This window comes from Candidatus Methylomirabilota bacterium (assembly GCA_035709005.1).
Taxonomy (GTDB): domain Bacteria; phylum Methylomirabilota; class Methylomirabilia; order Rokubacteriales; family CSP1-6; genus 40CM-4-69-5.
Genome location: DASTFB010000070.1, coordinates 48,502 through 70,834, shown reverse-complemented (window position 1 = coordinate 70,834; position 22,333 = coordinate 48,502). Strand labels below are relative to the sequence as shown.

19 protein-coding genes are annotated in these 22,333 nt (G+C 70.8%); 17 read left to right on the top strand and 2 right to left on the bottom strand.

Annotated elements, in window-relative coordinates:
• Position 1 precedes the first annotated feature (1 nt).
• The 5 genes from VFR64_10970 (at position 2) to VFR64_10950 (ending at position 5,934) form a co-directional block, all read left to right on the top strand.
• The gene (locus tag VFR64_10970) at positions 2-1,324 is read left to right on the top strand and encodes a pitrilysin family protein (protein HET9490261.1); all 1,323 of its coding nucleotides are present in this window, start codon (positions 2-4) and stop codon (positions 1,322-1,324) included.
• A complete protein-coding gene (locus tag VFR64_10965) occupies positions 1,321-2,625 on the top strand; it encodes a pitrilysin family protein (GenBank protein ID HET9490260.1) in 1,305 nt (434 codons plus the stop codon). Before VFR64_10970 ends, VFR64_10965 begins: the two co-directional genes overlap by 4 nt.
• A gap of 383 nt (positions 2,626-3,008) precedes the next feature.
• Positions 3,009-3,662, top strand: coding sequence for a VacJ family lipoprotein (locus VFR64_10960; GenBank protein HET9490259.1), 654 nt, complete (start codon positions 3,009-3,011; stop codon positions 3,660-3,662).
• Positions 3,663-3,665: 3 nt separating this feature from the next.
• Positions 3,666-4,577: a c-type cytochrome gene (locus VFR64_10955; protein HET9490258.1), complete on the top strand. Its 912-nt coding sequence runs from the start codon at positions 3,666-3,668 to the stop codon at positions 4,575-4,577.
• Positions 4,578-4,587: 10 nt separating this feature from the next.
• Entirely contained in the window at positions 4,588-5,934 is a 1,347-nt protein-coding gene (locus VFR64_10950) for a cytochrome P450 (protein HET9490257.1), read from the top strand.
• A gap of 15 nt (positions 5,935-5,949) precedes the next feature.
• Here VFR64_10950 and metH read toward each other — a convergent pair whose 3' ends face one another.
• Entirely contained in the window at positions 5,950-9,351 is a 3,402-nt protein-coding gene (gene metH, locus VFR64_10945) for a methionine synthase (GenBank protein ID HET9490256.1), read from the bottom strand.
• A gap of 18 nt (positions 9,352-9,369) precedes the next feature.
• On the opposite strand from metH, the gene VFR64_10940 reads away from it, so the two are divergent.
• The 12 genes from VFR64_10940 to VFR64_10885 all read left to right on the top strand — a co-directional run bounded on the left by VFR64_10940 (position 9,370) and on the right by VFR64_10885 (position 21,432).
• Positions 9,370-10,569: a CaiB/BaiF CoA-transferase family protein gene (locus VFR64_10940; GenBank protein ID HET9490255.1), complete on the top strand. Its 1,200-nt coding sequence runs from the start codon at positions 9,370-9,372 to the stop codon at positions 10,567-10,569.
• Between the two features lie 36 nt (positions 10,570-10,605).
• Entirely contained in the window at positions 10,606-10,899 is a 294-nt protein-coding gene (locus VFR64_10935) for a hypothetical protein (protein ID HET9490254.1), read from the top strand.
• 30 nt (positions 10,900-10,929) lie between these two features.
• Positions 10,930-12,276 (top strand): hypothetical protein, encoded by a 1,347-nt coding sequence (locus tag VFR64_10930; GenBank protein HET9490253.1) that lies wholly within the window; start codon positions 10,930-10,932, stop codon positions 12,274-12,276.
• Between the two features lie 161 nt (positions 12,277-12,437).
• Positions 12,438-12,908, top strand: coding sequence for a GAF domain-containing protein (locus VFR64_10925; protein ID HET9490252.1), 471 nt, complete (start codon positions 12,438-12,440; stop codon positions 12,906-12,908).
• Positions 12,909-13,140: 232 nt separating this feature from the next.
• On the top strand, positions 13,141-13,572 hold the full coding sequence (locus VFR64_10920) for a response regulator (protein ID HET9490251.1): 432 nt from the start codon (positions 13,141-13,143) through the stop codon (positions 13,570-13,572).
• Positions 13,573-13,635: 63 nt separating this feature from the next.
• Entirely contained in the window at positions 13,636-14,253 is a 618-nt protein-coding gene (locus VFR64_10915) for an aspartyl protease family protein (protein HET9490250.1), read from the top strand.
• An 89-nt stretch (positions 14,254-14,342) separates the two neighbouring features.
• A complete protein-coding gene (locus VFR64_10910) occupies positions 14,343-15,884 on the top strand; it encodes an ABC transporter substrate-binding protein (GenBank protein ID HET9490249.1) in 1,542 nt (513 codons plus the stop codon).
• A 181-nt stretch (positions 15,885-16,065) separates the two neighbouring features.
• Positions 16,066-17,070, top strand: a complete 1,005-nt coding sequence (locus tag VFR64_10905) for an ABC transporter permease (GenBank protein HET9490248.1) — start codon at positions 16,066-16,068, stop codon at positions 17,068-17,070.
• Positions 17,063-17,992, top strand: coding sequence for an ABC transporter permease (locus VFR64_10900; protein ID HET9490247.1), 930 nt, complete (start codon positions 17,063-17,065; stop codon positions 17,990-17,992). Before VFR64_10905 ends, VFR64_10900 begins: the two co-directional genes overlap by 8 nt.
• 39 nt (positions 17,993-18,031) lie before the next feature.
• Entirely contained in the window at positions 18,032-19,087 is a 1,056-nt protein-coding gene (locus VFR64_10895) for an alpha/beta hydrolase (GenBank protein HET9490246.1), read from the top strand.
• Positions 19,080-20,384 carry a nitroreductase family protein gene (locus tag VFR64_10890; protein ID HET9490245.1) on the top strand — a complete coding sequence of 435 codons (1,305 nt, stop codon included), beginning with the start codon at positions 19,080-19,082 and terminating at the stop codon, positions 20,382-20,384. The genes VFR64_10895 and VFR64_10890 overlap by 8 nt, the downstream gene beginning before the upstream one ends.
• The gene (locus tag VFR64_10885) at positions 20,377-21,432 is read left to right on the top strand and encodes an alpha/beta hydrolase (GenBank protein HET9490244.1); all 1,056 of its coding nucleotides are present in this window, start codon (positions 20,377-20,379) and stop codon (positions 21,430-21,432) included. Before VFR64_10890 ends, VFR64_10885 begins: the two co-directional genes overlap by 8 nt.
• Here the strand turns inward: VFR64_10885 and VFR64_10880 are convergent.
• Positions 21,424-22,332, bottom strand: a complete 909-nt coding sequence (locus VFR64_10880; GenBank protein ID HET9490243.1) for an NAD(P)-dependent oxidoreductase — start codon at positions 22,330-22,332, stop codon at positions 21,424-21,426. The genes VFR64_10885 and VFR64_10880 overlap by 9 nt on opposite strands.
• Between the last annotated feature and the right edge of the window lies 1 nt (position 22,333).

The following is a 22,333-nucleotide window of genomic DNA, read 5'->3' as shown; positions in this document are numbered from 1 at the left end:
GATGCGGCGCGTGCTGGCCGCGGCGGTTGTCCTCATCCTGCTCGGCGGCTGCGCGGTCGGCACGCCGCCCAACCCCAGTCCGACCGGCCCCCGCCCGACCCGCGAGTCGCTCACCAACGGCGTGACCCTCATCGTGCAAGAGCACCGGGCCAGCGAGGTGGTGGCCCTGCAGCTCTGGGTGCGGATCGGCGGTCGCGACGAGACGCCCAACGAGCTCGGGCTGACGCACTACCTGGAGCACATGCTGTTCAAGGGCACGCCCACGCGGCCCCCCGGCTCGATCGATCGGCTCATCGAGCGCCTGGGCGGACAGAGCAACGCCTTCACCTCGTACGACGCCACCCACTACGACGTCGTGCTGCCGGCCGAGCACCTGCAGGCGGGCCTGGAGCTACTGGCCGACATCGCGGTCAACGCCAGCCTGGCGCAGGACGACCTCGACGCCGAGCGCAAGGTCGTGTTCGAAGAAATGCGGCTCACGCAGGACAACCCCGACCGCTACCTCCTCCGCCGCATCTACGAGCTGGCCTACGCGCCTCATCCGTACGGCCGGCCCATCCTGGGCACGCCGGAGCTGATCGGCGCCCTCACCCGCAAACAGCTCGAGGCCTACTATCGCAAGTACTACGTCCCCCGGCAGATGGTGCTGGTGGTGGTGGGTGCGGTGCGGCCCGACGAGGTGCGCCGGCTGGCCCGGGCGACGTTCGGCCGGCTCGACGCCACCGGGGCCTCCCGGCCGGCGACGCCGACGGTCGCCCGGCTGGAAGGCATGCGCCAGCTGGACGTGCCGCGGAGCGAGAAGCAGGCGTACCTGGGGCTGGGCTGGCGCACGGCGCCGACGAACGACACGGACGTGTACGCGGTGGATCTGCTCACCTACATCCTGGGCGACGGCCCCAGCTCGCGCTTGAACCAGACGGTGCGCGAGCGCCAGCGGCTGGTCTACTCGATCGACGCCGGCTACGGGGCCTGGGAGAAGGCCGGCCTGGTGTCGGTGACGGCCCGGCTGGAGGCGGCCAACCTCGACCGCGCCGAAGCCGCCATCGTCGACGTCGTCCGCCGCGTGCGGGCGGAGGGCGTGACCGAGGCCGAGCGCCAGCGGGCGCTGGTCACCGCCGAGTCCAACTATGCGTTCGACATCGAGACGGTGGAGGGGCTGGCCAAGAGCTACGGTCAGGCCGAGACCACGTGGACGCTGGAGGACGAGCTGCAATACCTCTCCCGGCTGCGCCAGGTGACGGCGGAGGAGATCCAGGCCGTCGCCCGCCGGTATTTCGGTGACGACAACTACTCGCGCGTGCGGTTCGTGCCCACCGCCCGATGAGCCGGCGCCGGTTCCTCGCCCTCGGTCTCGTCCTCGCCGCGCTGGCGCCGGCCGTGACCGCGGACGCCGCCGGCCCCCGCCGGGAGCAACTCGACAATGGGCTCACCGTCCTCGTGCGGGAGAATCCGGTGGCGCCGGTCGTGGCCGTGTCGCTGATGGTACGGATGGGCACGCGCTGGGAGTCCGAGGAGCACGCGGGCATCGCGAACTTCGTGCACGCCGTCATGGTCAAGGGGACAGCCCACCACAGCGGCGCCGAGCTCGCCGAGGCGATCGCCGCGCTGGGCGGGAAGATCAGCGCCGCCGGCAACGTGGACTACTCGGGGATCAGCGCCACGGCCCTGGCCCGGTTCTGGCGCGAGCTGCTGGCGCTCACCGCGGAGCTGGCGCTGGAGCCGCGGCTCGAGCCGACCGAGGTGAAGCTGGAGCGCGACTGGCTGCTCTCACGGGTCCAGCGCCAGCGTGACAGCCCGGCGTCGCGCGCCTTCGACGTATTCTACGCGACGGTGTACGGCCGCCACCCCTACGGGCTTCCCGTGCTGGGAACAGCCGCGTCGCTGGCCCGGATCGACCACGCGGCGATCGTGGCCCACTACCGGGCCTTCTACCGGCCGGAGCGGATGGTGCTGGCCGTGAGCGGGCAGGTGGCGGCCGAGGAGGTGCTGGCCGCGGCGCGCCGTCTGTTCGGATCGTTGCCGCGAGGCGGGGCCGTCGCCGAGCCGAAGCATCCCCGGCCGGTGCCGACGGCGCGCCGCATCGTCGTCGAGCAGGCGGCCCAGCAGGCGCAGATCCTGGCCGGTGGCCTGGCCCCGCCGCTCGATCATCCCGATCATGCCGCCGTGAAGGTCCTGGCCACGGCGCTCGGCGGCGGTATGGCCGGACGGCTCTTCGCCGAGCTCCGGGACCGCCAGGCCCTGGCCTATGCGGCCAGCGCCTACTACGAGGCCGTGCGCGAGCCGGGGCTGCTCATCCTCTATCTCGGCACGGCGCCCGAGAGCGCCGCGCGGGCCGAGACCGAGCTGCTGCGCGAGGTCGAGCGTGTGCGGACGCAGGCCCTGAGCGCCGACGAGCTGGCGCGGGCCAAGGGTTACCTGCTGGGCAACTACGCCATGGACCGGCGCACCAACGCCCGGCAGGCCTGGTACATGGGCTTCTACGAGGTGCAGGCCGTGGGACAGGAGTTTCCCGAGCGCTACCGGCGCGCGGTGGAGGCGGTGACCGCGGCCGACGTCCAGCGCGTGGCCCGCGCCTACCTCGATCCGCTCACGCTCGTCATCCTGCGCCCGCCCGCCGCGCGCTGACCCGATCCGGGGATTCGCGGGCCTCGCGCTATACTCTCCGCGTCGGCGGAGGGCGAGCCTATGCTCGTCGGGGAGGATCGTTGGTGCGTCGCGCGCTGGGCGACGTCGGTCGCGCATGCAGTGGTGTGGTCGCTGCCCTCGCCGTCGTCCTCTCTCTCGTCGGCTGCGCCAGCATCGACACCGGTGCCCCCCTCGGCGGACGGAGCTCCCTGGACGCAGGTCCGGGGCGAATCTGGGAAGGCGGTGTCGGGCCTCACGTAGATCGGAGAGGAACCGGGGGGCCCGGCGTCGGGGCTTACGCGGACCGGGGGGGAATTGGGGGGCCCGGTGTCGGGCCCCACGCGGATCGGGGGGGAATTGGGGGGGGCGTCTCGCCCCCCCCAATGTTCATAATCTCCCAGGGACCCGGCACCCAGGACGAATACGAGTTCGAGCCGTACGATCCCTGGGAGACGTTCAACGACAAGGTGTTCACCTTCAACCTGCGTGTCGACCGCTACGTGTTCAAGCCGGTGGCCAACGTGTACCGCCACGTGATGCCGGAGCCGTTTCAGGTTCTCATCGCCAACGGCTTCGACAACATTCGCGTCGTCCCCCGCCTCGTGAACAGTCTGCTGCAGGGCAAGGCCGCCGGCGCCGGTCGCGAGCTCGCGCGGTTCCTCATCAACAGCACGGCCGGCATCGGAGGCCTCTTCGACCCGGCCAAGGACTACTGGGGGATCCAGCCGAGCCGCGAGGATTTCGGCCAGACGCTGGGGGTCTGGGGCGCGACCCCCGGCCCCTATCTGGTGCTGCCGTTCTTCGAGCCCATGACCGTCCGCGACGGCATCGGCCGCGGTGTCGACATCTTTCTGGACCCGCTCAGCTACGTGCTGCCCTTCTTCTGGGAGCGGGCCGGGATGCGGGTGGGCGAGATGGTCAACGAGCGGGCGCTGTACTATGACCTTTTCCAGGGCGTGGAGGAGACCACCCTGGACCTCTACAGCTCCGTGCGACACTTTTACCTGCTACGGCGGGAGCGGTTGATCAAGGAGTAGGTGGTGCGTCGCTGGTTCCCGGGCGCGCTCGGTCTGGTCCTCATCGTCGCCGCCGCCGCCCTCGCGCGGGGCGGGGCCGCCGCCCCGTCCGTCGAGGACGTCGAGGCGGGCCGGGACATCTATGCGCGCTCCTGCGCGCTCTGCCACGGGGAAGGGGGCCGGGGCGACGGCGCCTCGGCCGCCGGCTTCGCCACCAAGCCGTCTGATCTCACCGACGGGCGCCTGATGAACCCGCTCCCCGACGAGTTCCTGATGAACATCATCTTGAACGGTGGCCCCGCGGAAGGGCTGGCGCCGACGATGCCCCCCTTCCGGGGCCACCTCAGCGAAGCCCAGGTCCGGCAGGTCGTGGCGTACCTGCGCTCGCTGGCCCAGCCGCCGTTCTCGCCGGAGCAGGCCCAGCCCCTCGTCACTGTGCCCGAGGCCCCGCGCCAGCCGATCTTCTTCAGCCACCTCATCCACGCCGGGTCGTTTCAGATCGCCTGTCAGCACTGCCACGCCGACGCGCGACGCTCGCAGTCGGCCGGGCTGCCGTCGGTGGAGCGCTGTATCGGGTGCCACAAGATCATCGGGGCCCAGGACAACCCCGAGATCGCGAAGATTCACGACTATTGGAACCGGCGCGAGCCGATCCCCTGGGTGCGCGTGTTCGCGCTGCCCGAGTTCACGTACTTCTCCCACAAGCCCCACGTCGCGGCGGGCGTGGCCTGTCAGACGTGTCACGGGCCGATCGAGCGGATGCGAGAGGTGGGGGCGCGGACGGGCCCCACGCTGGTCAACGACCTCATGAACCTGGTCGGGCTGCAGCTCGCCCCGCCTCCCCTGAGCATGGGCTGGTGCGTGGAGTGCCATCGCGAGCAGAACGCCACGCGGGGGACCCGGGCGCCGCTCGACTGCATCACCTGTCACCATTGATCGCGTCACCATGCCGGTGACGCGGCGTCCGCCAGGCCCGCCTGGCCGGCTGCTCGTCGGCAGCCTGCCCGAGTTCGCCCGCGACCTGCTGGGCTTCTTCACCGCCTGCGCCCGGCAGTACGGCGACGTGGTCTCGATGCGGCTCGGCCGGCGCCTGGCCTATCTCATCAGCAGCCCCGCCCTGGTCGAGGCGGTCCTGGTGACCGACCACCGCAACTTCGTCAAGCACTCCTTCTTCTGGCGCCACGTGGAGGCCATCTTCGGTCGCGGGTTGCTGACGAGCGAAGGCGACTTCTGGCTCCGCCAGCGCCGGCTGATGGCCCCGGCCTTTCACCACGAGCGCATTCAGGCCTACGGCCAGGTCATGGTCGACCGCGCCGAGCGGATGCTGGGGGGCTGGCGCGAGGGAGAGATCCGCGACCTGCATCCCGACATGATGCGCCTCACGCTGGAGATCGTGGCCAAGGCGCTCTTCGATGCCGAGGTGACGGCGGACGTGGACGAGGTCGGCGAGGCCCTGGACACGGGACTGCAGGAGGTGGCCGCGCGGTTCCGCCGCCCGTTCGGCATCCCCGACTGGATTCCCACCCCGGGCAACCGGCGTTACCGGCGCGCCGTGGCCCGTCTCGAAGCCGTGGTGTACCGGATCATCGCCGAGCATCGCGCTCGCGGCGACGGCGGTGGGGACCTGCTCGCTGGCCTCATGCGCGTCCGCGACGAGGCCGGCCGCGGGATGAGCGAGCGGCAGCTGCGCGACGAGTCGATCACGCTCCTGCTGGCCGGGCACGAGACGACGGCGCTCGCCCTGTCGTGGACGTGGTACCTCCTGGCCCGGCACCCCGATGTCGACCGCACGCTGGCGGCCGAGCTCGAGCGGACGCTGGCCGGCCGCCCGCCCTCGCTCGGCGACCTGGCGGCGCTGCGCTACACCGAAGCGGTGGTGCTGGAATCGATGCGTCTGTTTCCGCCCGCCTACGCGTTCGGGCGCGAGGCCGTCGCCGACTGCGAGCTGGGCGGCTACCCGGTCCCGGCGGGAACGACGCTCTTCATGAGCCCCTGGGTCATGCACCGCGATCCCCGCTTCTACGACGAGCCCGAGCGCTTCGCCCCCGAGCGGTGGCTGGACGGCCTCGCCGACCGCCTGCCCCGCTTCGCCTACCTGCCGTTCGGCGGCGGCCCGCGGATCTGCATCGGCAACCGGTTCGCCATGATGGAGGCCGTGCTGATCCTGGCCACGGTCGCCCGGCGGTTCCGGCTGGAGCTGGCGCCGGAATGCGCTCCCACGCCGTTTCCCACGATCACGCTGCGCCCCTCCGGCGGCGTGCCCCTGCGCCTGGCGCGGCGCCGGGCGGCGTGAGGCGGCGCGGCTGGCTCAGCCGGCCTTGAAGTACCGGGCCCGAGGGTGGTGGAAGACGAGGGCCGAGACCGACGCCTCGGGGTCCATCATGAAGCCCTCGGTGAGGCTGATCCCGATCTGCTCGGGCTCGAGCAGGCTCCACAGCGTGGCCTGGTCGGCCAGGTTGGGACACGCGGGGTAGCCGAACGACACGCGGATGCCGCGGTACTGGCCCTTGAGCTTGTCGGCGACGGTCACGTCGGCGGGATCGGGGAACCCCCACAACGTGCGCAGGCGGGCGTGGAGCATCTCGGCCAAGGCCTCCGCGCTCTCGATGGCCAGGGCCTGCAGGGCGTGCGACTTGAGGTATTCGCCGCGGCTCTTGAGCGTCTCGGCCCGCTCGCGCACGCCGCTGCCGCAGGTGACGGCGAAGGCGGCCAGGTAGTCGTCGCGGTCGTCTCGCACGTAGTCGGCCAGGCACAGCCGCTCGCCGTCGGGCTGGCGGGGAAAGTCGAAGCGCGCCAGCTCGCGCCCGGCCTCGTCGAAGATCAGGACCGCGTCGCCGGCCGCGCGGGCCCGGAACCAGCGGTAGAGGCCGTGGGCCACCAGGAGCCGGTCGCGGATGGCTTCCTGCTGGAGCGCCTCCACCACCTGGTGGATCTCGCGGGCCTTGGCGTCCCCGGCCTGCAGCAGCCGCGACACCAGGCCCCGCAGCCCCAGGTGCTTGCCGTAGAGCATCTGGAGGTTCAGGTACGGGAAGATGTGAGCGAGCGGCACGTCGCGCAGGACGTGGAGCTCCAGGTCGGGCGGCACCGGCGGCTCCACCGGCTCCACCGCCGAGCGCGCCGGCGCGGCCGTGGCCGGGGCCGCGGTCGTCGTATCGGAGGACCCGTCGCCTCCCAGCGCTGCCTGCTCGCGGCGGACACGCGCGATCAGAGCCTCCCGCGTCGGGGCGGCGAAGAGCTGGTTGGCCAGATCGAGCCCCTCCATCGCGTCCTTCGCGTAGAGGGTCAGGCCCGAGTGCTCGGGCGCGATGCGGGTGGCCGTGAACTTCCGGGTGAGGGCGGCGCCGCCCACGAACAAGGGGATGTCGATGCCGGCGGCCCGGAAATCCTGGGCGGTCACCACCATCTGCTGCGCTGATTTCACCAGCAGCCCGGAGAGCCCGATGGCGTCGGGCTTGTGCTCGTGGCAGGCCGCGATCAAGGTCTCGGGCGGCACCTTGATGCCCAGGTTGATCACCCGATAGCCGTTGTTGGCCAGGATGATCTCGACCAGGTTCTTGCCGATGTCGTGCACGTCGCCCTTCACGGTGGCCAACAGGAACACGCCCCGGGTGGCCGTCTCCGCCTTGTCCATGAACCGCTCGAGGTAGGCCACGGCGGCCTTCATGGCCTCGGCCGACTGGAGCACTTCGGCCACGATGAGCTGGTTGTCGTTGAAGAGGCGGCCGACCTCGTCCATGCCCCGCATCAGGGGGCCGTTGATGATGTCCAGGGGCGCGGCCTCCGCGCGCTTGGCCTCGAGGTCCTCGATGAGCCCGTCCCGGCTGCCCTCGACGATGTAGCGGGCCAGACGCTCGTCCAGGCTCAGCGCGGACTTCACCGGCGCGGCCTTCTGGCGTCCCCGGAAGTGCGCGGCGAACGCTGCCACCGGATCGGCGCCCCGGTTGAACAGCAGGTCCTCGGCGAGCCGCCGCTCCTCCTCGGGGATGGAGGCGTAGCGCTCGAGCCGCTCGGTGTTGACGATGGCGTAGTCGAGCCCGGCCTTGGTGCAGTGGTAGAGGAAGACGGCGTTGAGGACCTCGCGCCCGGCCGGGGGCAAACCGAACGAGACGTTGGAGATCCCCAGAATGGTGGCGCACTCGGGGAACCGCTCCCGGATGAGACGCACGCCCTCGATGGTCTGCTGGGCCGAGCCCACGTAGTTCTGGTCGCCCGTGCCCACGGGGAAGACGAGAGGGTCGAAGATCAGGTCCCGGGCGGCCAGGCCGTACTTCTGGCAGAGCAACGCGTGGGAGCGCTCCGCGATGGCCAGCTTGCGAGCCGCGGTGACGGCCATACCCTGCTGCTTGTCCTCGTCGATGCAGCCCACCACGACGGCGGCGCCGTAGCGCCGCAGCAGGGGACAGACCCGCGCGAAGCGCTCCTCGCCGTCCTCCAGGTTGATGGAGTTGACGATGGCCTTGCCCTGGCAGCGCTTGAGGGCCAGCTCGAGCACGGCGGCGTCGGTGGAGTCGATCATCAGCGGGACCTTCACCATGCGGGTGAGGGCCGCCATGAAGCGGTCCATGTCGGCCGCCTCGTCGCGGTCGGGGTTGGCCAGGCAGACGTCGAGCACCTGGGCGCCACCGCGCACCTGGGCCCGGCCGATCTCGGCCGCCTCGTCGACACGGTCGGCGACGATGAGCTCCTTGAAGCGCCGGGAGCCGATGACGTTGGTCCGCTCCCCCACGAAGATCGGCCGGTTGTCCTCGGTGGGATAGAGCACCTCGATGCCGCTCACCGCGCGGACCTCGCGGGCGGCCGGCACGCGGGGCGGCCGGTCGCGGACGAGCCCGGCCAGCGCCCGGATGTGGGCGGGGGTCGTGCCGCAGCAGCCGCCCACCAGGTTGACCCAGCCCTCGTCGACGAAGCGCCGCATCTTGAAGGCCAGGCTCTCCGGCGTCTCGCCGTACTGTCCGCGCTCGTCGGGCAGGCCGGCGTTCGGGTACACGCTCACGAAGCAGGTGGCCATCTGGGAGAGCGTGCGCAGGTGGTCGGTCATGAACTCGGGCCCCGTGGCGCAGTTCAGCCCGATGCAGAACAGGCCCAGGTGCTGCAGGGCCACGTAGAGCGCCTCCACGCCCTGGCCCGCCAGCATGGTGCCGGTCGGCTCGATGGTCGCGCTCACCAGCACGGGTAGCTCCACGCCGGCCTCGCGCATGGCCTCGCCCAGCCCGAGGGCGGCGGCCTTGACGTTGAGCGTGTCCTGCTGGGTCTCGAGCAGGAGCGCATCAACGCCGCCGTCGATGAGGGCGCGGGCCTGCAGGGCGTAGGCCTCACGCACCTCGTCGAGCGTGACGTTGCGGGTGACCGAGATGGACCGGGTCGACGGCCCCATGGCCCCCACGACGAAGCCACGGCCGGCCGCCTCGCGGGCCAGCACCGCCCCGGCCCGGGTGATGTCCCAGACGCGCTCGGCCAGCCCGTACTCGCCCAGCACCCAGGGCGCGCAGCCGAAGGTGTTGGTGGAGACGACGTCGGCGCCGGCTTCGAGGTAGGCGGCGTGGATCGCGCGAATGACGTCCGGGCGGGTGAGATTCAGATATTCGTTGCAGCCTTCGTAGCCTTCGCCGCCGAAGTCGGCCGCCCCCAACCCGCGGCCCTGGAGCATCGTGCCCATGGCCCCGTCGAGGACGAGAATGCGCTGCTCGAGCGCCGCGCGAAGGTCGGCCATGGAGTTATAGTAGCGCACATGACCGCTCCCCCCCTGTCCCTCACCGGCGTCCGGGTGCTCGATCTCTCGCGCGTGCTGGCCGGTCCCTTCTGCGCCATGCTGCTCGCCGACCTCGGCGCCGACGTCGTCAAGGTCGAGGACACCGCGAGCGGGGACGAGTCGCGCACGTGGCCACCGCACAAGGAGGGGGAGTCGGCGGCCTATCTCGTCATCAACCGCAACAAGCGCGACATGACGCTCGACTTGAAGACGCCCGAGGGTGTCGAGGTGCTCAAGCGCCTGGTTGGACGGGCCGACGTGCTGATCGAGAATTTCCGGACCGGCGCCATGGAGTCGTTCGGCGTCGGCTACGACACCCTGGCCGCGCTCAACCCACGGCTGGTGTATTGCTCGATCTCCGCCTTTGGCCGCACGGGGCCGCGAGCCGAGGGGGCGGGCTACGAGGCCCTCATGCAAGCCTTCAGCGGCATCATGTCGATCACGGGGGAGCCGGACGGCTCGCCCGTGCGCTGCGGCGTGTCCTTCCTGGACCTGACCACCGGCATCTTCTGCGCCTACGGCATCGTGAACGCGCTCCTGCACCGCGAGCGCACGGGGCTCGGCCAGCGCGTCGACGGCTCGCTGCTGGCCACGGCCGTGAATCTGCTCAACTACCACGCGGAAGGCTATCTGCTCACGGGCGCAGTGCCCAGACCGCTGGGCTCCTCGCATCCCTCACTGTCGCCCTATCGCAACTTCCGGTGCCGCGACGGGCAGTGGATCTTCATCGCCGGGGCCAACGACCGCTTCTGGCAGCGACTGGCCCTGGCCCTGGGGCTCGAATCGATGGCGACGGACCCCCGCTTCGCGACCAACATCGAACGGGTCAAGCATCGGCGCGAGCTGGAGTCCGCCCTGGAGGAGGCGATCGCCCGGCAAGACCGGGAGCCGCTGCTCAAGCTCCTGGAGACGGCCGGCGTGCCGGCCACGCCGGTCAACACGGTGGACCAGGTCATGGACGATCCCCAGACGGCGGCAGCGGGCCTGATCGCCCGCGTCGCCCACCCCAAGCTGGGCGACATCCCGGTAGTCAGCACGCCGCTCACGTTCTCCGGCATGCGCGTCGGCGTGCGCAGCCCGGCCCCGCTGCAGGGCGAGCACACCGACCAGGTGCTGGGCGAGCACGGCTACTCGAAGGACGAGATCGCCGCGCTGCGCGCCAAGAAGGTAATTATCTAATTTAGCGCCGGTCGGCTCCAAGGAGGGAGGCACTCCATGGCACGACTCGAAATACTCAGTCCCCTGGCGAAGGCGGTGGAGTTCTCCGTGAAGCCGGCGCCGCGGTTGCGCGACTTCACGGGGGTGACCGTCGGGCTCTACTGGAACATGAAGGCCGGCGGCGACTTCGCCCTGGACCGGACCGAGCAGCTGCTGGGCGAGAAGTTCCCCGGGGTGAAGTTCAAGCGCTACACGGGCTCGGTGGGCTGGCTCATGCGCCACTGCACCGCCGAGGACGCCGACCGCATCGCCGCCGAGGTCAACGCCGTGGTGGGCACCACCAACGACTGAGGGTCCTGCACGTCGTGGGGTGTCCACGACATGATCGAGCTGGAGCGGCGGGGGATCCCGACCGTCATCTTCACGGCCCAGCACTTCGTCCACGACGCCCACGGCACGGCGGCGACGCTGGGGCTGCCCGGGCTGCCGCTGGCCGTGGTGCCGCTGCCCTTCACCAACCAGACGCCTGAAGCCGTCCACCGGATGGTGGACGCGGCCTTCGAGCAGGTGCTGCGCGGCCTCACCACGCCCGTCGCCGAGCCCGCCGCGGTCGAGCGGAAGCCCGCCGAAACCCGGTTAGCCTACGAAGGCGAGGACGCCCTGGCCGCGTGGGAGGCCATGAACCGGGATTTCTTGTCCCGAGGCTGGTCCGACGGGTTCCCGCTGGTCGCTCCCACCGAGCGCGCGGTGGCGGCCATGCTCGGGGGCACCCGGCGCGCCCCCGGCGACCAGGTCGCCGTCCTCGAGCCGGGGTTCGGGATCGCCACCGTCGAGAAGCTGGCCGTCAATTCAGTCATGGCCGGCTGCGCGCCCGAGCACCTGCCGTTGTTGATCGCGGCCGTGCGGTGCCTGGCCGAGCCGAAGATGTACATCCGCAACAAGGCGATGTCGACGGGGCCCCACGCCCCGCTCGTGCTCGTCAACGGTCCCCAGGGGCGGCGGGCCGGCCTCAACGCGGGCATGTGCGCCCTGGGCCCCGGCGCGCCCTCGGCCGCCAACACCGTGCTGGGCCGCGCCGTGCGGCTCGTCATGATGAACGTGGGCCACACCTATGTCGGCGTGAGCGACATGGACACCATCGGCTCACCCCTCAAGTACAGCCTCTGCTGCGCCGAGAACGAGCGTGAGAGCCCGTGGGAGCCGTACCACGTGGCGCGCGGCTTCCCGACCGAGGCGAGCACGGTGACGGTGCATTTCGTCTACGGGATGTGCGAGCTCCACGACTTTCAATCCACGACGCCCGAGGCCCTCATCGAGGTCTTCGCCACCGCCGCCGCGAACGTGGCTCAGGTCGGCACCGGCCTCTGGCTCATCGGCCGGCGCGCCGATCCGCGCTACAAGACCGAGGAGAAAGAGCACAACACGCTCTTCATCTGTCCCGAGCACGCCCACGTCTTCGCCAAAGCCGGCTGGGGCCGTCGCCAGATCCAGGAGGCCCTCTACCGGGCGGCGCGGCTGCCGTTCCGGACGCTGATGCTCACCAAGGAGCCCAAGGCGATGGCGGTGTCCCATCCCGAGCTCGGCTGGCTGCGCGAGCATCCGGCCCTGCCGCTGCCGGTCGTGGAGGATCCGGCCTGTTACGACATCGCCGTGGTCGGCGGCGCCGCTGGACGCGGCGCGTATTTCTACGGCGGCGGCGAGCCGGTGACGATGTCCGTGGACGAGTAAGGGCCGGAGGAAGAACTCTCGTGGCCGTCCCGGGGGGGCGTGGCCGGGGCCGCGAACCATCTGAACGTGGGGACGACGACCGCCTGATCCGGCTGCGATTCGAAGGCGGGAGCCGTGATCCGCACGCCGAACTCGTTGAAGGCATCCTGGAAGAAGCGGGGTTGGCCCGTATCGTGGCGCATCTCGGACTCGATCGGGCGGCCCTGGCCGAGCTGGGCGTCCAGCGAGACGTCGCCCTGGTCATGCACTCGGCGACCGCCCCCGACATCGCGCCGATCCCGACGTCGGTCAAGTTGAGCGAATTTCCCTGGATGCTGTCGAGGCTGCTCCAGGGGGACGTGATCCGCTTCTCGCGTCGGGAGGACCTCCCCGTCGAGGCGCACAGTGACCGCCGCAGGTTCGCCGAGCTCGGTACCCGATCCCTCGCGGCGATGCCCTTGCGCGTCGGCGCGGCCGCCGTGGGCGTCCTCGCATTCAGCACGGTCCGCGCCGAGCGCCAGTGGCCCGACGAGCTCGTTCACCGGCTCCAGCTCCAGGCCGAGGTCTTCGGGAACGCCCTGGCCCCCGCCGGCGCGCCGAGACGGCTGTGCTGGAGAGCGAGGAGGAAGCCGGGCGGCAGCGCGAGGCGCTGAGCCACGCCCTACGCGTCACCACGCTCGGCGAGCTGGCGGCGTCACTGACGCACGAGATCAACCAGCCGCTGGCGGCCGTCCTCGCCAACGCTCAGGCGGCCCGCCTGCTGCCCAGCGCCTGGAGTTGCCCCGGGCGCATGGGACGAAAGCCCCATAGCCAGGCGATCACCGCGAGGCCTACAGTTGGGTTGTACCGAGGCTCGGGATACCCGAGAGTAAGGAAAGACCGCCGGTGGCCACCAACATCCGCTCCGGTCGCGCGTCGTCGTCCGATCCCGGGCGATCAGCCCTGGTGTACGTGATCGACGACGACGCCTCACTCCTGCGCGCGCTGCAACGCCTGCTCCTGGCCAGCGGGTTCACCGTGGGGGTGTTCTCCTCGGCGGAAGACTTCCTGGAATCCGAGCACCCCGGCGCCGCCGATTGCCTCGTGCTCGATGTCCACCTCGGAGGGCTCAGCGGGTTCGAGTTGAACGATCAGCTCGTCGCCGCGGGAGCACAGATCCCTGTCGTCTTCATCACCGCCCACGATGATGCGCCCACGCGCGAGCGGGCCCGCCGGGCGGGAGCCGTCGGGTACCTCCGAAAGCCGTTCGATGAGGAGTCCCTGATCGGCGCGATTCGGAAGGCGCTGGGCGGTAGCGGGCTGCCATCCGCCTCTTGACCGCCGTGGTCCGCTGACGCGAGCCGCGAAGCTACCCGCCTGGTTCGGGATTACAATCTGAGCGTGCGTGCGGCCTTTGAGTTCCTGTCTGGCCCCCGCGTCGTGCGGTTGCTGGTCGGAGTTCTGCTGATCCTGCTGGCCGCCAGGGCCGGGCCGGCAGCGGCCCAGCTCTATCGGTGGACGGACGCCCAGGGCGTCGTGCGCTACACGAACGATCCGGCGACGATCCCGCCGGCCGACCGGCACGCCGCCACCGACATCGGCAGCCCGGCGCCGCGACCGGCGGCCGCGTCCGGGCCCCCCGTCGAGAGCGCCCCGGTTCCCTTCACGGCGGGCGGCCCCATCAACGTCGCCGTCTCGCTCAACGGGGCCACGCTGGTGCTGATGGTCGACACCGGCGCCGACCGCACGGTGATCTCGCCCGACGCGCTGGCCCGGGCCGGGCTGACCGCGGTGCAGGGGCGGGCCGTCCGCGTGCTCGGCGTGGCCGGCAGCGCGACTGCCGGCGAGGCAGTGGTCGAGCGCCTGGAGCTGGCGGGAACGCGGGTGGGACCGCTCCCCGTGATCGTGCTCGACGTAGGTGTCGACGGAGTGGACGGGTTGCTGGGCCGCGACGTCCTCGACCGGTTCACCCTGACCGTCGATGCCGCCCGCGGGCAGGCCACGCTGGTGCCTCGCTGAAGCGGGCGCACTTGACGAAGATCGCCGCCGGGTGATAGTGGGGCCATTCGCAGGTCGCCCACCAAGGTCGACCGCGTGAGGAGACCGCCATGACGACCAGGATCTCCAGGCGCCAGTTCCTCGAGCGCGGCGCCGGCGCCGCCGCCCTCGTGCTCGCCGTGCGGCACCCGGTCCATGCGCAGACCGGCCGCAAGCAGCTCGTGTACGGCAAGAACGAGGACATCGGCCAGCTCAATCCTTACTTCGTGAACCACGCCGTCTTCGAGACGCTCGACAACCACATCCAGGAGCCGCTCATCCGCTTCGACTACGCCAAGCGCGTGTTCGAGCCGGTCCTGGCCGAGTCCTGGACCGTGGAGGACAAGGCCCGCCGCTGGATCTTCACGGTCCGCGACGGCGTGCGCTTCCACGACGGCTCGCCGCTGACCGCCGAGGACGTGAAGTACTCCCTCGAGGCGGTGGCCAAGGAGAAGAGCGCCTTCCGCCAGAAAGCCAACGTGGTGATGATCGACAAGATCACCGTTCGCGACAAGCTCACGGTGGTCTGCGATTGCGGCGATCCGGTGCCCGGGCTGCTCTCCTACCTCCAGTCCCGGCCACCCATCATGAGCCGGGCGCTGGGCGAGAAGGTCGGCTTCGACGAGGCGCACAAGAAGATGCTGGGTACCGGCCCTTACAGGTTCGCGGAGTATGCGCGCGACGAGCGCCTGGTGATGGAGAAGAACCCCGACTACTGGGGGCCCAAGGCCAAGATCGACCGCATCATCTACCGCCCGATCCAGGACTCCACTGCGCGCATCACCGCCCTGCGGGCCGGCCAGGTGGACGCCGTGGCCCAGGTGCCCGCCTTCGACGTGGGCAAGCTGGAAAACAGCCCGGACATCCGGCTCCACGCCGTGCGGGCCGCCCGCATCCACATGCTGTTCATGAACCCCATCGTGCCGCCGCTCCAGAAGAAAGAAGTGCGCCAGGCCATCCACGCCGGCGTCGACATGGACACGATCCTCAAGACCGTGCTTGAGGGACGCGGTTACCGGCTCAGCCAGATGGTGGGGCCGACCCAGGTGATGACGTACGACCCGGACCTCAAGCCGGTGCCCTACGACCCGGCGCGGGCCAGGAAACTGCTGGCGGCTGGCGGCTATCCCAACGGCGTCGACATCGACTTCTACGACTTCGGCTCCTACAACGAATACCGGCCCATGGCCCAGGCCATGGGCGAGCAGCTGGCGAAGATCGGCGTGCGCCTGAACATCAAGTCGGTGGAGGCCGGCGTGTTCCGGCGCATGTGGTTCGCCAGCGAGATGCCGATGTACTTCATCTCCTACGGCAACGTGGCCGAGGACGCCTCGGCGTTCATCCAGACCTACTTCCGGACGGGTCGCGACCGGCGCTCCAAGCACAGCATCCCGGCCGCGGACGCGCTGTTCGACCAGCAGGAAGTGGAGGGCGACGCCAAGAAGCGCCAGACCCTGAATCGGCAGCTCATGCGGCTGCTCCAGGAGGAAAGCCCGGCGGTACCGCTCTACAACCCGCAGTACACGGTAGCGGCGCGCAAGCACGTGGTGATCCCGGCCGGGATCCCGAACGCCGGTGAGTACGTCTGGTTCGGCAAGATGGACCTCGCGTAAGCGGGTCCGGATCCGCCGGTGAGACACGCGCGCGGTCGCAGCTCGCGCGAACCGGGGAGGCATTGGAGGGGGCGTCTCGCCCCCTCCGATGAGAACAGGTGCGGGTGAGACACGCGCGCTGTCGCGCCTGGCGCGAATCGGGGAGGTATCGGAGGGGGCGTCTCGCCCCCTCCGATGAATAATGTCGAGCTTCCTCGCCACCCGGCTCTGGGCCAGCCTGGTCAACGTGGTCCTCATCACGGTGCTCATCTTCGCCCTGTTGCATCTGGCCCCGGGAGACCCGTCGGACCAGCTGGTACCGCCCGATGCCACCGACGCGGAGCGCGCCGAGGCGCGCCGGCAGTGGGGGCTGGACCGGCCGGTGACCGTGCAGTTCCTGGCTTACGTCGGCAACCTGGTCCGGGGGGACCTGGGGCGCTCCCTCTACTTCGACGAGCCAGTGGCTGGCCTCATCGCGGCCCGGGCCCCGGCCACCCTGGAGCTGGGTGGGCTGGCCTTGCTCTTCGTCATCGTGATCTCGTTGCTGCTCGGTATCGTGGCGGGGGCCCGCGCCCACAGCCTGCTCGACCAGGCGCTGATGGCGGTGGCGGTCTGCGGTGTCGCCATGCCGGCGTTCTGGTTCGCGCTGCTCCTGATCCTCCTGATCGGCGGTGGCTTGCAGCTGCTGCCCGTGGCCGGCCGCCTGTCGGAGACGGTGTCGCTCACGCCGATCACCGGCTTGCACCTGCTCGACAGCGCCCTTACGCTGAACGGCGCCGCCTTCTGGGACGCGGTCCGACATCTGATCCTGCCCGCGGCGGCCCTGTCGGGGCCGGGCATCGCCTTTCAGAGCCGCCTCATGCGCTCCAACCTCCTGGAGGTCATGCAGGAGGACTACGTGCGCACGGCGCGGGCCAAGGGTCTGCGCGAGGTGGCGGTGATCACCCGGCATGCCGTGTGGAACGCCCTCATGCCGATGCTGGGGGCCTGGAGCCTGCTGTTCGTGTTCCTGCTCTCGGGCTCCGTCATCATCGAGACGATCTTCGCCTGGCCGGGGATCGGGCGGCTGGCCGTGCAGGCCGTGGCCAACCGCGACTACCCGCTCGTGCAGGGCATCGTCCTGGTGTTCATCGTGCTCGTCGTCGTGGTCAACACGGCCGTGGACATCCTGGCGGCCTGGATCGACCCGCGGGTGCGCTATGACTGACGCCGACGCCGCCGTCACCACCACGGCCGGCGTCGCCACCTGGCGGGCCGAGGACGTCGTCGTCCGTCATCGTCCCGCCTGGTATCTGCGCCCGGGCCTCCTGCGCTGCGCGGTGGGCGGCGTCCTGATCGGCGCGGTCCTGATCGCCGCCGTGCTGGCGCCGCTGGTGGCGCCGACGCCACCGGCCGCCCAGGACCTGGCCCGGCGGCTCACGCCGCCGGCGTGGCTGACCGGGGGCAGCGCGGCCAATCTGCTGGGCACCGACCACCTCGGGCGCGACATCCTGAGCCGGGTGTTGTACGGCGCCCGGATCTCGGTGCTGGTGGGTGTCATCGCGCTCATCATCTCCGGGCTGGTGGGGACGGCGCTGGGCCTGCTGTCCGGCTTCTACGGGGCGCGAGTCGACCTGGTCATCATGAAGATGGTGGAGGTCTTCCTCACCATCCCGTTCGTGTTGCTGGCCCTGGTCGTCATGGCCCTGTTCGGTCAGAACCTCATCATCCTGATCCTGGTCATCTGCCTGAACCGGTGGATCCACTACTGCCGGGTGATCCGCAACGAGGTGCTCTCCCTGCGCGAGCGGGACTTCGTGACGGGGGCCCGGGCCCTGGGCGTCTCCCACGGACGCATCCTGGTGCGACACATCCTGCCCAACACGGTGGCCTCGCTCAGCGTGGTGAGCACGTTCTCGCTGGCCACCATCATCCTCATCGAGGCCTCCCTCTCGTTCCTCGGCCTCGGGGTGCCGCCCAGTGTCCCGACCTGGGGGCTGATGCTCAACGAGGCGCGGCCGTACATGACGCCGTCGTGGTGGACGTCGGTCTTCCCCGGGCTGGCCATCTTCATCACGGTGCTGGGGGTGAACCTGCTCGGCGACGGCGTGCGCGACGCCTACGATCCCCGCCTGCGCCGGAGCCAATGACGCAGGACGTCCCGAACTTCTGACCGAAGGAGCCTAGCGATGCCCGACGCAGTCGTCACGCAGGTGATCACGAGCTGGAAGCCCCGCATCGTCAACAACGGCGTCGACATGAACGACTACCAGTGGACGGTCGAGGGGCTGGAGCGGTGGGCGCAGTGGTACGACGCGTGGATGGGCCTGGGCCGCAAGCACGAAGAACTGGCCCTGGAGGCGGCGGGCCGAGGCCGGACCGTCACCGCGGGCGAGGCCTACTATCGGGCGGCCATCGCCTATCACTTCGCCGTCTTCTGCTGGGTGCACGACCTGGACGAATACACGGCCGGCCACCGCAAGCGCGTGGAGTGCTACGGGCGGGCGCTGGCGGCCCTCGATCCCCCCGGCGAGCGCGTGCAGGTTCCGCTCGAGGGGATCACCATGCCCGCCTACCTGCGCCGGCCGCGCGGCGTGGCCCGGCCCCCGGTCGTGCTGTTCCTCTCCGGCCTGGACTCGGCGAAGGAGGAGCACGCCACGTTCGAGCGCTTCTTCCTGAGCCGAGGCCTGGCGACCCTGACGCTCGACGGTCCCGGGCAGGGCGAGACGTGGTTTGCCATGAAGATGCGGGTGGACTTCGAGGTGACGGCCACCGCGGCCATCGACTGGCTGCTCACCCGCGCCGACGTCGACGGCACCCGCGTCGGCATCTGCGGGGTGAGCCTGGGCGGTTACCTGGCCCCGCGCTGCGCCGCCTTCGAGCATCGCCTGCGCGCGGCGGCCTCGTGCGGCGGCCTGCACAGCCTGGAGGATCGCCGGCTGGCCAGCGAGTTCCATCTGCAGCGGTGGTGTCACATCTGGGGGGCCAAGGACGAGGCCGACGTGCGGCTCAAGTCGAAGGGGGCCACGCTCCGCGACGTCGCCAAGAACATCACGGCGCCGCTGCTGGTCGTCCACGGCGAGCTGGACAATCTGATCCCGCCCGCCGAGGCGTATCGCACGTACGAGGCCGCCCAGGGTCCCAAGCAGTGGGTGTGCTACCCCGAGGGCAACCACGTCTGCAACAACATCATTTACAAGTACCGGCCGCTGGTCGCGGATTTCATGGCCGAGCACCTTGCCTGAGGATCCCTCGCTCCTGCTGGCCTCGCCCCACGTCGGGCTGGACCCCCGGCCCGACGTGCGGGCCGGGCTGCTCACCCGGCGCACCTTCCGGACGTTCCTGCGGCGCCCCGTCGCCGGCCCCACGCGGGCCGGCGTGCTGGACGCCGCCCGCTGGGGCTGGACGGCCGCGGACAGCGATCCGGTGCGCCTCATCGTCCTGGACGATCCCGACCTCAAGCGCCGGCTGTTCGCCCTCACCCGGGAGTCGAAGGCCATCTCCAATCACTGGGAAGGTCTCTTCCGCCCGGCCGGTCTGCGCGGCTACGTTCAGCACTGGACGGCGACGCCCTTCTGCATCGCCGTCTGCGCGGATCCTGGCGCGGGGCCCACCCACATCCACAACAACTGGAATCATCATCTCGCCGCCGCGGCGGCGGCGGAGAACCTGGCGCTGGCCGCCCGCGCCTACGGAATGGCGCTGGTGATGTACAGCCACTTCTCTCAGGAGAAGCTCAAGCGGCTGCTCGACGTGCCCTTTTCCTGGGACACCATCGGCGTGATGGGCGTGGGCTGGCCCGATCTGCGCCGCACCAACCCCAAAGTGCTGGCCGCCTCGCTCACGCGGCTGCCGCTCGCCGAGCTCGTGGCCGAGGAGCGGTACCGCGCCCCCGCCCCGGCCGCGCTGGCCGCCGACGGTGGGAGCGACGGCCGGGTGCCCGAGTTGCTGGAGACGGTCACCGGCGTTCGGTGGGTCACCCGGTTCCGCGACGAGCCGGTGCCGATGTCCAGCGTCGTCGAGATCTTGCGGGCGGGCCAGTGGGCGCCCTCGGCGGGCAACTTCCAGCCGGTGCGCTACGTCCTGCTGCGCGACCGCGCCCGGCTGGCCCGCCTGGGCGACCTGGCCCGCGAGTCCGTGGAGATCTCGGCGCACTGGGTGCCGGCCTACCGCGGCAGCGCCGGCGAGCATCCCGACTGGCGAGCAGTCCCGCTGGCGATCGCGCTCATCAGCGACCCTACCAGAGGCGGACCCCACATCCACGGCGAGGCCACTCACATGCACGCCGGCGGCCTGGCCGCTCAGAACATGGCGGTGATGGCCCACGGACTGGGCCTGGGGACGACTCTGGTCACACACTGGGTCGAGGAACAGGTGAAGACGCTCATCGATTGTCCCCGAGCGTGGGATCTGATCGGCGTCATGCCCTTCGGCGTGCCCGCGGAACGCCCGCCCCGGAATCCCCGGCCGCTGGACGACTTCGTCTATCAAGACCGCTTCGGCCGTCCCTGGCGGGCGGCCCAGGGAGAGGCCGATGCCTGACGCGCGCATCCAGGCGGCGCTGCAGCACTGGGCCCCGCGCTTCGTCACCCAGGGCGTCGACTACAACGACTTCGTCGCGACGACCGCCGGGCTCGAGCGCTGGGACCAGTGGCTGCCGGCGTGGTGCCAGATCGGGGACATGCACGCCGGCCTGGCGCGGGAGGCCGAGGTCAGAGGGCGGACGCGGACGGCCGGCGAGGCCTGGGTCCGGGCTGCGCTCTGCTATCACTTCGCCAAGTTCGTGTGGATGGTCGATCCTGCGCGACACCGCGCGGCTGCCGACCGCGCCGTCTCGAGCCTCTACGCGGCCCACCGCCACCTGGACCCCGGCGCCGAGCGCCTGGAGGTCGGCTTCGACGGCGCCGTCATGGTCGGCAACCTTCGCCGCCCGCCCGCTGCCGCGCGGCCCCCTCTCGTGCTGCTGATCCCCGGGCTGGACTCGGCCAAGGAGGAGTTCTTCAACTGGGAGAACGTGTTCCTCGCCCGCGGCATGGCCACGCTCACGATGGAGGGCCCGGGCCAGGGTGAGACGGGCTACCGCACGCACATCCGTCACGACTACGAGGTCGCGGTCAGCGCCATGCTGGACGCGGTCAAGGGCCGTCGCGACCTGGACCTCGAGCGTATCGGCGCCGCCGGCGTGAGCCTGGGCGGGTACTATGCCCCGCGGGCAGCGGCGTTCGAGGACCGCTTGCGGGCGGTCGCCGCCCTGGGCGGCCCGTACGGCTTCGCGCCGCTGTGGGACGATCTGCCGCCCATCACGCGGGAGACCTTCACCTATCACTCGGGCGCCCGCGACCAGACCGACGCGCGGGCCCGGGCCGCGCGCCTGGATCTCGAGGGTGTCGCCGGCCGGGTGAGGCAGCCCCTGCTGGTGGTCTTCGGCAAGCTGGACCGGCTGATTCCCTATCAGCACGCCGAGCGCCTGGCCGCCGAGGCCCCGAAGGCGGAGCTCGTCATGTACCCGGACGGCAACCACGTCTGCAACAACATCCCGTACAAGTACCGTCCGCTCGTGGCGGACTGGCTGCGGGAGAAGCTAGGGTAGCTCGGAGGGCTTGGCGCTGCGGGGAAGGCCGCTGAGGTCGGCCAGCACGTCGAACAGGACGCCGAAGTCGTAGTCGCCGAGCCCCAGGCCACGCGCCATGGTGAGCCATTCCTGGGTCAGGGCCGTCGTGGGCAGGGGCACGCCGACGGCGCGGCCCTGATCGAGCGCCAGTTGCACGTCCTTCTGGATCATGGGGACAGGAAACCACGCCTCCCGCGGCATCTGACCCACCACGAACGGGCCCCGGTACTTCACCATCGGCGAGGCGACCACCGACTTGAACAGCACCTCCACCGCGACGTCCCGAGGGATTCCCGACTTCTCGGCCAGCAACACCGCCTCGCTGAAGGCCAGCATCTGGACGGCGAGCCCGAGATTGGTCGCCACCTTCATGGTCTTGGCCAGCCCGAGGGGGCCGACGTGGGTGACAGCGGTACCGATGTCGAGCAGGTACGGCCGCACGCGGTCCAGCGCCTTGGGGTCGCCGCCGACCATGAACGAGGCCTGGCCCCGTTCCAGCGTGATGGTGCTGCCGGAGACCGGGGCGTCCAGCATCACCGCGCCGCGGGCGGCGACCGCCTCCCCGATCTCGCGGGTGACGGCCGGACTCACCGTGCTCATCTCGACGTACACGGCATCGGGCTTGAGCCCGGCCACGATGCCGCGCTCGCCCAGCGCCACGGCCCGCAGGGCGGTGTTGTCGGTGACCATGCTGAACACGACCTCGGCCGCCTCGGCGGCGGCACGCGGGGTGGGCACGAGCTGGAGCCCCGCCGCGACGAGGCTGCGGGCCTTGTCCGGGGTGCGGTTGTAGCCCACCACCTCGTGCTTGGCGGCCAGCAGGCGCTGGGCCATGCGGCTGCCCATCGCGCCCAGCCCGACGAAGCCCAGGACGGCCATG